General features: G+C 69.1%; 10 protein-coding genes. 2 read left to right on the top strand and 8 right to left on the bottom strand.

Translation table 11 applies throughout. The features are described from left to right. Positions 1-28: 28 nt before the first annotated feature. Both ABZ717_RS21060 and ABZ717_RS21055 read right to left on the bottom strand, forming a co-directional pair. A complete protein-coding gene (locus tag ABZ717_RS21060) occupies positions 29-733 on the bottom strand; it encodes a DUF2637 domain-containing protein (RefSeq protein WP_358513113.1) in 705 nt (234 codons plus the stop codon). A 183-nt stretch (positions 734-916) separates the two neighbouring features. Continuing rightward, positions 917-1,516, bottom strand: coding sequence for a tyrosine-type recombinase/integrase (locus ABZ717_RS21055; protein WP_358513119.1), 600 nt, complete (start codon positions 1,514-1,516; stop codon positions 917-919). A 657-nt stretch (positions 1,517-2,173) separates the two neighbouring features. Between ABZ717_RS21055 and ABZ717_RS21050 the strand changes: the two genes are divergently transcribed. Further along, the gene (locus ABZ717_RS21050; RefSeq protein ID WP_358513111.1) at positions 2,174-2,386 is read left to right on the top strand and encodes a hypothetical protein; all 213 of its coding nucleotides are present in this window, start codon (positions 2,174-2,176) and stop codon (positions 2,384-2,386) included. A gap of 365 nt (positions 2,387-2,751) precedes the next feature. Beyond that, positions 2,752-3,099: a ferredoxin gene (fdxA, locus tag ABZ717_RS21045; protein WP_358513117.1), complete on the top strand. Its 348-nt coding sequence runs from the start codon at positions 2,752-2,754 to the stop codon at positions 3,097-3,099. A 380-nt stretch (positions 3,100-3,479) separates the two neighbouring features. On the opposite strand, the gene ABZ717_RS21040 is transcribed toward fdxA, so the two are convergent. Genes ABZ717_RS21040 through ABZ717_RS21015 form a run of 6 tightly spaced genes read right to left on the bottom strand, consistent with a single transcriptional unit; the run spans position 3,480 to position 9,500 of the window. Continuing rightward, a complete protein-coding gene (locus tag ABZ717_RS21040; RefSeq protein WP_358513109.1) occupies positions 3,480-4,355 on the bottom strand; it encodes an alpha/beta hydrolase in 876 nt (291 codons plus the stop codon). A 35-nt stretch (positions 4,356-4,390) separates the two neighbouring features. Further along, a complete protein-coding gene (locus ABZ717_RS21035; protein WP_358513107.1) occupies positions 4,391-5,047 on the bottom strand; it encodes an isochorismatase family protein in 657 nt (218 codons plus the stop codon). Then, the gene (locus ABZ717_RS21030; protein ID WP_358513105.1) at positions 5,040-5,738 is read right to left on the bottom strand and encodes an SRPBCC family protein; all 699 of its coding nucleotides are present in this window, start codon (positions 5,736-5,738) and stop codon (positions 5,040-5,042) included. The genes ABZ717_RS21035 and ABZ717_RS21030 overlap by 8 nt, the downstream gene beginning before the upstream one ends. Continuing rightward, positions 5,735-6,271 (bottom strand): (2Fe-2S)-binding protein, encoded by a 537-nt coding sequence (locus ABZ717_RS21025; protein ID WP_358513103.1) that lies wholly within the window; start codon positions 6,269-6,271, stop codon positions 5,735-5,737. The genes ABZ717_RS21030 and ABZ717_RS21025 overlap by 4 nt, the downstream gene beginning before the upstream one ends. After that, positions 6,268-8,637, bottom strand: coding sequence for a xanthine dehydrogenase family protein molybdopterin-binding subunit (locus ABZ717_RS21020; protein WP_358513101.1), 2,370 nt, complete (start codon positions 8,635-8,637; stop codon positions 6,268-6,270). The genes ABZ717_RS21025 and ABZ717_RS21020 overlap by 4 nt, the downstream gene beginning before the upstream one ends. Continuing rightward, positions 8,634-9,500 (bottom strand): FAD binding domain-containing protein, encoded by an 867-nt coding sequence (locus tag ABZ717_RS21015; RefSeq protein ID WP_358513099.1) that lies wholly within the window; start codon positions 9,498-9,500, stop codon positions 8,634-8,636. Before ABZ717_RS21015 ends, ABZ717_RS21020 begins: the two co-directional genes overlap by 4 nt. Positions 9,501-9,504: the final 4 nt, after the last annotated feature.

The raw sequence follows: 9,504 nt of genomic DNA, 5'->3' as shown, positions 1-9,504 counted from the left end.
TCAGCCCGGTCGGACGCACGGCCTCTGCTCAGACTGCGGCCCCTAGCCGCCCCCGCTGACCACGCTGCTTCACCAACCTGCCCCAGCGCGGTTTGCGCTCGAAGGTCATTGCGATCTGATCCCCTGTAGGCAATGCCCCGTGCTCCCTCTGATGATCCAGAACCCATCGCCATGCGCGGACTTGGGTTTCAGGCGGCGTTGGACGGGTCTCTTCGGCACCGTCAAGCACGCCCGTCTCCTGCTCGCGAACGACGTACAGTCCCGCTTCCTCCGTCTGCGACTTTTCCCCGGGAAGCAAAGGAAAGTCGTCTTCGGTGCGCGTACGCTCCGCTTTCGCATTGCGTACGCTCTCAGCCGCCGTGCGGAACTCGCGCATGAGCAACTCATACGCACCGATCAACGCGAACGAGGGCCACGCATGGATGATGCGCGACCACATCGTCGCATCGGCAACCGCGACATTCGCTGCCAGAGACGCACCCGAGCCAATGATCAACAGAGTCCAGGGCAGGATCCCGCCCTTGCGCCCGTTGCGAGCGTCGCTCAACAGCGTCATCGAGGAGGCGACGATCATGCCGTCGACTGACAGTGGAAACAGAGCCGCGCGCCACCCCGGCTCGCCATGGCGAAGGGCCAATTCGTACATGTGGCTGTAGCTCACCACCGCAGCGATGAGCGCTAGCAGCAGCACAGCGGCGATGGTGACCCAGCGGGACCAACGGGGAGAAGTCATTGCGCTCACTCCCCCGCGCCCTGACGCTCAGCCCGCGAACCGTGGTACCCGTCCCTGCGGACCTTGGCGTGAGCAGGGAGAAGTTCAATCTGTGGTCCCTCGATCACAGACTGGAGGTTCGCATTGTGTCGGGCTGGGTGCGCCATAAAACCCCAGTTCAGACGGGGTGCAACGGCCTCACCCTCATCGTCCGATCCCACTGATGGGGCCAGGATGGGGCCAAGGTGGAGCCGGCCCCCGACGCACCCTTCGTGCAGTTCCTCGCCGATGGGCTCTGCCCGAATCGCGCAGCACCAGCCACGCCGTGCGCTCCGCCGCTTCCCGCGCCACCTGCGGCAACACCGTGGAATAGGTGTCCGCCGTCAACACGATGCTCGCGTGCCCCAACATCGCTTGGACCACCTTCAGCTCCACCCCCGCCGCCAACGCCAACGTCGCCGCTCCATGGCGCAGGTCGTGCAACCGCACCGGCGGCAACCCACTGGAGATGTTCAGCTTCCGAAACAGGCGTGACAACCGCTCCGGAGCCAGCGCGCCGCCCCGCAGGGCGGTGAACACGAACCCCCGCGAATCCCACACCCGCCCCTGCCCCCGCGCTTCCTGCTGTCGGTGCCACTGGTGGCGGCGCAACACCCCCAAGGTGGTGTGGTCCACCGACAGCATCCGCCGACTCGTCGCGCTCTTGGGAGCCAGCTCCACCAACCTGCCCTGATGGGACTGCAGCTGGCGCTCCACCCGCATCGTCCCCCGCACCAGATCGATATCGGGCCAGCGCAACCCCACGACCTCACCCCGACGCACCCGACGCCGACCACCCGGGAGATGGTCCAACTCCAGCGCGAAATACCAACTCCCGTGCCCCCGCCGAGACAGCCCGGGGCACCGGCCCTCCCGAGCCTTCACACCCCTCACACCACGGCACCCGCACCGCTTGTACACCCAACCCGATCCAGACATAACGAACACCCCCACAACCAGTGTCCGCCCCAGAACGAGATAGAGGCGATGCCCCGTGTCCACGGGTGAGTGACCTTCAGGGTCGCTCCCCCACTTCCCAGGTGACGGGAGGCGATCCCGGCACACGCCAGAACCTCCATGACACTCGGCACGAAACGGACTAGTCGCGGCCCGGCAGGGATCGACCGGAACGGGCCCGGTCCCTGCACAGCACCACGGGCCCTCTCAGCCACATGCATTGTGTCCCCTGGTCACACGGCTATTGACCGCATAACTTCGAGACAGGGGCACCTGCGTCGAGGGGGCACACATGGGCTCGGTCACCGTTCTCGCTCTACCGTTCACCGGACGGTGGTCGGTCCGCAACAGTCCGATGCGGCGCGTGCCCAGCCATGGCACGGCGGCCTTCGCCTCTCGCTACGCCATCGACTTCGTCGGGGTCGACGAACAGAACCAGTGGTGCGGGCGAGGGACTGGCGCAGCGTGCTGGCCACGGAACCACCGGAGCGTTTCCTGCCCCACGGCCGTCCGGTCCTGGAACCCATCGACGGCATGGTCATGGCGACGCACGACGGTGAATACAACCACAAAGCACACAGGTCCGTTCTGGCCCGGGCGCCCTACGTGTTGGGCCGACCCTCCCGGGAGGCGCGGGGCGCACCGGCCATGATCGACAATTTCGTGGTGATCGCCTAACCCGATCTGTCGGCCCATATCCTCCTGGCCCATCTGCGCCGAGGAACGTTGGTCCTGGAGGCCGGCGACCAGGTCGGCGCCGGTCAGCAGATCGCCGAATGCGGTAACAGCAGCAACACACTCCAACCCCACAGGCACGTCCCCAGGCCATGGACGGTCCGGACCCGAGGCACGCGCAGAGGCTGTCGGTGACCTTCGCCGATTTCCGGGAGTGGGTCCAGCGGGGTGGATCCGCCCCACCCTGTGGAAGCCGGTCTGTTGGGCGAGGACTCGGTCGTCGAACTACTCCCCCGCATCTGCTCCGCCCCGACCCGGCGGCGCAGCTCCCCTGATTTTCACAAGAACCACTTGTATACAATCGGGTCATAACTTACGTGATTGCTCAACCGTGCGTGGACGTGCTGGATCGGTCCTGCATCGACGAATGCCCGGTCGACTGCATCTACGAGGGTGACCGGATGCTCTACAGCCACCCCGACGAGTGTGTGGACTGTGGTGCCTGCGAACCGGTGTGCCCGGTCGAGGCGATCTACTACGAGGACGACCTGCCCGCGGAGTTCGGGGCCTACCTGGTCGATAACGAAGAGTTCTTCACACAGCCCCTGCCGGGCCGCAAGGACCCGTTGGACTCACCCGGTGGCGCCTCCAAGGTCGGCGTGGTCGGGGTGTACACGCCCCTGGTGGCGAGTCTTCCCCCGCAGGCCGGGCAGTGAGGCGCCAGCCCACGGAGCCCCAACGGGACCGACGCACGGCAGGACGCCGGGAGCAGGTGTTACGGCTCCTGCGTAGCGCGAACCGACCGTTGGAGATCACCGAGATCGCCGAGCGGCTCGGGGTGCACCACTGTCCGTTCCTTGAGCTTGCCACGGCCCGGCCTGACGTGGTGTGCCCCTGCGCCTGGGCTTGATGCAGGGGCGATGGAGGCATGGGGATCGCCGGCCACGGTCGAGCGGCTCGAGGTCTTCGTCAAACCCGACCTGTACGCGACGCACCTGAATACCACGGATACGCCGTGAGGGCCCTGAGACACCGGGAGCCCACACGGCGAGGTCCGGGCCGGAGGACGCGGCCACCCGGACACGGTGTTGCGGCTTCAGCCCGTCGGCGTCGCGTTCAACGCCTCGCGGACGGCGGTCAGCGCCCCCTCGGGGGCGTCCCAGAAGACCATGTGACCGGCGTTCACGACCTCCACCAGACGCGCCCCGGAGTTGGCCGACGCCGCCTCCTTCGCTCCGGCCGCGTCGACGACCGGGCTGTCCGCGCCGTACACGAGTGTGGTGGGCTGCGGGACCGAGTCCCAGTAGTCGAAGAAGTCCTCCGTCTCGAATCCACGGTGGGTGGCGTCGATCGACTCGGAGGCGCAGCTGGCCAGCCACCGCGCCCGCAGCTCGCGCTCGCGCAGCGTCCAGCGCGGCCAGAACCCGGCCACCTCCTCGGCGTCGGTGCCGCGCCGGGCCTGTTCCAGCTGCTTGCGGAAGGCTTCGAGGGTCGTGGGGTAGGGACCGCGCCCCGGCCCGCTCATCGGCGGGTCGACCAGGATCGACCCGGCGTAGGCGGCACCGGGACGGATCGCGGCGGCCGCGGCGATGCGCGCACCCAGCGAGTGCCCCAGCAGGACCGTCCGGCCCAGCCCCAACCCTTCGACCGCGGCCTCGACGTCGTCGGTGTAGGCGCCCAGGCTGTAGTCACCGTCGTCCGGGGCGTCGGACAGGCCTCGGCCCCGCAGGTCCACGACCACAGGCCGGACCAGGTCGGTGAGTCGGCGGGCGACGAAGTCCATGGAGATCGCGGGGCTGGTGATCCCGGGCAGGATGAGCACACTGGGCCGCTCCTGTACCCCGGAGGCCTGCTCGACGGCCCCGTAGTCGAGCGCGTGCAACCGGAGGCCACCCGAGCGGAACCAGCGCCCAACGGCGGGAACGTCGGCGAGGTCGGCGAGGGCCTCCTGGTGGATCGGTCTGTCGGACATGGTCGTTTCCTCCTGGAGATGCGGGTGGGGGCGGCTCATGCCCGGGCCTGGAAGAGGTAGGTCCGGGCGTCGTCGAGCCCGACGACGTCGGCGTACTTGGCGTCCAGATCGAACAGTGCCGCCTCCTGCGGGCCCTCAGCCCGGTCCCCCACGCAGTCGCGCGGGACCAGTGCGGAGAAACCCGCCTGTACGGCGTCCACCGCGGTCGCGCGCACGCATCCGCTCGTGGTCGCGCCGCACACCAGTACCGTGTCCCTGTTCAGCCCGGTGAGCATGGTGGCCAGTGGCGTGCCGGCGAAGGCCGACGCGCCCTTCTTCACAATGAGGGGGTCGCGATCACCGCGCGTCAGCCGTGGGTCGAGCTCCACGGCCGAGCTGCCCTCGCGCATTCCACGCATGCCCGGGGCCTTGTCCAGCCACCGGTACCAGTCGCCGGCGATCTCCTCCTCGGAGTAGGCGATGACGGTGTAGATGACCGGGACCGAGGCGGCGTGGGCGCTCTCCACGAGGCGGGCGGTGGAGTGCACGGTCGAGGTGAGGTCGGCGCCGCTGGGGAAGTCCGGTTCGGTGAACCCGCGGCTCAGGTCGACCACGACCACCGCGGGGCGCGTGCCGCGCCGCACCTGGGAACCGAAACCGGCCTGAGCGTAGGTGTCTGCCGTCGAATCACCGTAGGTGTCCAGTTCAGCCACGGCGAACCTCCTTCAGCAGGGCGATCTGTTTGGACTGCGAGGCAAGCTTGCCGATCAGGAGACCCTGTAGCACCCCGACGGCGAAGGCACCGACATACGGGATCAGCTTCTTGGTCCTGGGGCCGACGAGCAGACCCAGACCGTCGAGCTCGTCGCCGGCCGTCGCGGGAGCAGCAGCGGCGACCGGCTGCCCCTGGGCCGGGACCTGACCCGACGGGGCGGAGGCAACGGCGGGCTCCGCGCCCGACCCCTCACGCAGCATCCGGGAGAGGTTGTCGGCGAACTGCTGGAGCAGCCGGTCGGAGACGGCCCCGATTGCGGCCTTGCCGAACTGGGCGATCTTCCCGCGGATCAGCAGGTCGGCCTCAATGTTGAGGACGGAGCCTCCGTCGCGTTCGACGACACCGAGGGTCACCGCGGCTTCGGCGTCGCCGCTGCCGCCGGCCTCGGAACCGCGTGCCTGCACCCGCAACGTGCGCTGGTCGGCGTCGACGTCGAGGAAACGCACCGTGCCGGAGTAGGCGGCGCTGATCGGCCCCACCTTGACCTTGACGTTTCCCTGGTAGGTGTCGCCGTCCCGGCCGTCCAGCGCCGCACCGGGGACGCAGGTCACGATCCGTTTGACGTCGTTGACCGCGGTGAAGACCTCCTCGGGGGAGGCCTCGACGAATGTGCTCTTCTCCAGGATCATGCCCGGCTCCTCTCATCGGCGGGGCTGTCGGCGGATCGGGCGCACACGGCGCCGCAGGCTTCCCTGCGTTCGTCCGCGCACGCCCCGATGGCGTCGACGATGGTCTGATAGCCGGTGCACCGGCACAGGTTGGAGGAGGCCGCTTCCCGGATCTCCTCCCGGGTGGGTTCAGGGTTGTCGGCCAGGAACCCTTCGGCCAACATCAGGAACCCCGGTGTGCAGAAACCGCACTGAAGCGCGTGGTGCTCGGAGAACTTGCGCTGCAGGTCACCCAGGCCGTCGGGACCCGCGAGCGACTCCACGGTGCGGATCTCCCGCCCCTCCGCCTGGACGGCGAACATCAGGCAGGCGCGGGCCGGTGACCCGTCGACCAGGACGGTGCAGGCACCGCACACGCCGTGTTCACAGCCCACGTGGGTCCCGGTCAGGCGCAGGTCGTGGCGCAGGACGTCCACCAGTGTGCGGCGTGCAGGCGTGAGCAGTTCGTGTTCCTCACCGTTGACGGTGAGGGTGATCAGGAGACGGTCGGTCATGAGTGGGCCTCCAATGCGTGCTGCACCTGTTCCGGGGTGATGGGCGTCGCGTCGAACTCGACTCCGGTGTGGCGCAGGGCGTCGTTGACGGAGTTGACCACCGCCGCCGGGGCGCCGATGGTGCCGCCCTCTCCGCTGCCCTTCGCACCGCTCTCGGTGAGCAGGGAGGGCGTCTCCAGGTGGCTGATCGCCACGTCGGGGATCTCGGCCGCGGTGGGCACCTTGTAGTCGATGAAGCTGGCCGCCGAGGGTTCGCCCTGGTCGTCGTAGGTGATGCGTTCGTACAGGGCCCCGGCGATGCCCTGGGCGATCCCTCCGCGGGCCTGGCCGTCGACGACCTGCGGGTTGATGGCCACCCCGCAGTCCTCCACGCAGAGGTAACGCAGGATCTCCACCTTCCCGGTGCCCGGGTGCAGTTCGGTGACCACGGCGTGGGTGGAGTTGGAGAAGGTCCCGTCGCCCGGGGTGTCGAAGTCGCCGGAGCCGGTGAGTCCGGGCTCGGTCGCCTTAGGCAGCAGGTTGGGCCGCAGGTAGGCGATGTCGGCGATGTCCACGTAGCTGACCGCCTGGTCGGGGTCGTCGATCCGGCGGACCGTGCCGTCGTAAAGCTCGACGCCGTCGGGTGTGGTCTCCAGCATGTGGGAACCGAGGTGCAGCAGTTTCTCGCCGAGCCGGTCGGCCGCCCGGGAGACGGCACTGCCACCGATGGTGATGGAGCGGCTCGCGAAGGTGCCCCATCCGTAGGCGATGCGTTCGGTGTCACCCTGCTGGATCTTGACCTGGTCCGGGTTGAGCCCGAGCCGGTCGGCGGCGATCTGGGCCATGGTCGTCTCGTGGCTCTGGCCGTGGCTGAGTGTGCCGGTGCTCACCACCACCGTTCCAGAGGTGTCCATCCGGGCCTCGGCCAGGTCGTATCCGGGCACCACGCTCATCTTGCGCTTGGCGAAGGCGTCCGAGCCGTAACCGCTGCGTTCGTTGAAACAGCAGTAGCCGATGCCGATAGTGCGCCCCTGCGCGGCGGCCGACTCGCGCAGTTCGTACCAACCCTCGTCCTTGACCAGCCGTTCGGCCAAATCGAGTGCCTCCAGGTAGGAACCCGGGTCGTAGGTGATGGCGTTGACCCCGGTGTAAGGGAACTGGGTGATCACGTTGCGCCGGCGGATCTCCACCGGGTCCATGTCCAGCTCCCGGGCTGCGCGTTCGAACAGCCGCTCCATCGTCATCACGAACTGCGGCCGGCTCACCCCGCGGTAGGGGGCGGTGGGTGCCTTGTTCGTGGTGATCCCGCGGGCCCTCACCCGATAGGCGGGCACCTTGTAAACGCCGGGCATCTCGGCGGAGGCCATCAGCGGCTCGATGCCCGCGGTGAAGGGGTAGCAGGAGTAGGCCCCCATGTCGCAGACGATGTCGGTGTCCAGGGCAAGGATCTTGCCCTCGGAGTCGAAGGCGGCGCGCGCGTCGTAGTGCTGTTCGCGGCCCAGGAACGAAGCGGTGAGCGCGTCCTTGCGGTCCTCGATCCACTTGACGGGCCGTCCCACGCGCAGGGCGGCCGCGGCCGCCGCGATCTCCTCGCGTCCGACCACGCACTTGATACCGAAACCGCCACCCATGTCGCCGACCGTGACACGTACCCGGTTCTCGGCCAGGCCCAGCGAGCGAGCCATGGCGGTGCGGACCGTGTGGGGCACCTGGGTGCAGGTCTGCACCAGCAGGTTCTCGTCGCGTGCCTGCCAGGAGGCGACGACGCCGCGTGTCTCCAGCGGCAGGGCGTTCTGCCGGCTGCTGCGCGTGTCGACCCGTACCACGCAGTCGGCCGAGGCGAACACGTCGTCGATGCCCTCGGTGGCGAACATGGACACGTCCAGCAGCGTGTTGCCCGGGACCTCGTCGTGGACGGTGGGTGCCCCTTCGGACAACGCGACCTCTTCGGAGGGGACCGCGTCGAGGGCCTCGTACTCCACCTGTGCCGCTTCGACACCGTCCTCGACCGCGTAGGCGTCCTCGGCGATGACGATGGCCACGGGTTCACCGGCGAACCGGACTCGGTCCCGGGCCAGGATGGGCATGGCGGTGGGAACGAACTCCTCGAGGGGCCGGTCCAGGACCGCGGTGATGTCGTTCAGGTCCAGGTCGGCGGCGGTGTAGGCGGCGATCACCCCGGGAACACGGCGGACCTCGGACAGGTCGACCGACAGCAGCCGCCCCGAGGCGACCGTGGCGCGCACGAACTGGGCGTGCGCCATGCGCGGCAGGGTGATGTCGTCGACGAACGTGCCCGCGCCGCTGAGCAGGCGGGTGTCCTCCTTGCGGCGGACCGCGGTTCCGGTCCAAGCCCCCTTCTCCGGGGCTACATCGGTGCTGGTCATCGGGCAACGGCCTCCTCGCATGCACGAACGATGAGTGTCCGGGCCAGGACCCGGCGGTAGTCAGAGCTGCCGTCGGCGTCCGACGGGGGGTCGATCGCCGCCTCGGCCGCTTCGGCGCACGCGGCGAACAGTTCGGGCCCGGCCGTGCCGCCGTCCTGGAGCACCGCCTCGGCCTCGGGTACGCGCACCGGGACCGGGGCCACCCCGCCCAGGGCCACCCGGCCGCCGCGGACGGTGCCGTCCGCGGCCAGGTCGAGGTCGACCGCGGCAGCCACGGCCGCGAAGTCCCCGGCGCGTTCGGCGAACTCGGTGAGCGCGCAGTGCGGAGCCGGCTTCGGAAAGACCACGTCCACGATGATCTCGTCGGGTGCCAGGGTCGTCATGTAGAAGCCGAGGAAGAGGTCGGCGGCCTCGATGGTGCGCTGCGCGCCCCCGGGGCCACGGACGACGACCCGGGCGTCGAGCAGGACCGCCAGCAGGCACCACTCGGCGGTCGCGTCCCCGTGGGCGAGACTGCCGCCCACCGTGCCCAGTGTGCGGATCGGCAGGTGCCCCACCCAGGCCATCGCCTCACGCAGGACCGCGTGGTCGGTGCCGATGACGGAATCGGGTGCGGTCTCAACGGCCCGATGGGTGGTGAGGGGGCCGATGTGCAGCCCTTCCTCGTCGGTGCTGATGGTGGACAGGCCGGGAAGAGCCGTGACGTCGACCAGATGGGCGGGCCTGGCCAGTCTGAAGTTCATCATCGGGACCAGGCTCTGCCCACCGGCGATGATCTTGGTGTCGTCGCCGAGCTCTGTGAGCAGGTCGACGGCCCCGTCGACGTCGCGGGCGCGGTGGTAGGTGAATGCGGCGGGCTTCATGGGT

Origin of the sequence: Nocardiopsis sp. NPDC006832 (genome assembly GCF_040635885.1) — a bacterium.
Taxonomy (GTDB): Bacteria; Actinomycetota; Actinomycetes; order Streptosporangiales; family Streptosporangiaceae; genus Nocardiopsis.
The sequence above is the reverse complement of the archived record's forward strand: the minus strand, read 5'-3'. Positions and strand labels throughout refer to the sequence as shown.

Excerpts from the sequence above, each read along its gene's own strand:
- ABZ717_RS21060 (WP_358513113.1), bottom strand. The coding sequence starts at position 733 with ATGACTTCTCCCCGTTGGTCCCGCTGGGTCACCATCGCCGCTGTGCTG.
- ABZ717_RS21040 (WP_358513109.1), bottom strand. The coding sequence starts at position 4,355 with ATGTCCGACAGACCGATCCACCAGGAGGCCCTCGCCGACCTCGCCGAC.
- ABZ717_RS21030 (WP_358513105.1), bottom strand. The coding sequence starts at position 5,738 with ATGATCCTGGAGAAGAGCACATTCGTCGAGGCCTCCCCCGAGGAGGTC.
- ABZ717_RS21025 (WP_358513103.1), bottom strand. The coding sequence starts at position 6,271 with ATGACCGACCGTCTCCTGATCACCCTCACCGTCAACGGTGAGGAACAC.
- ABZ717_RS21020 (WP_358513101.1), bottom strand. The coding sequence starts at position 8,637 with ATGACCAGCACCGATGTAGCCCCGGAGAAGGGGGCTTGGACCGGAACC.
- ABZ717_RS21015 (WP_358513099.1), bottom strand. The coding sequence starts at position 9,500 with ATGAAGCCCGCCGCATTCACCTACCACCGCGCCCGCGACGTCGACGGG.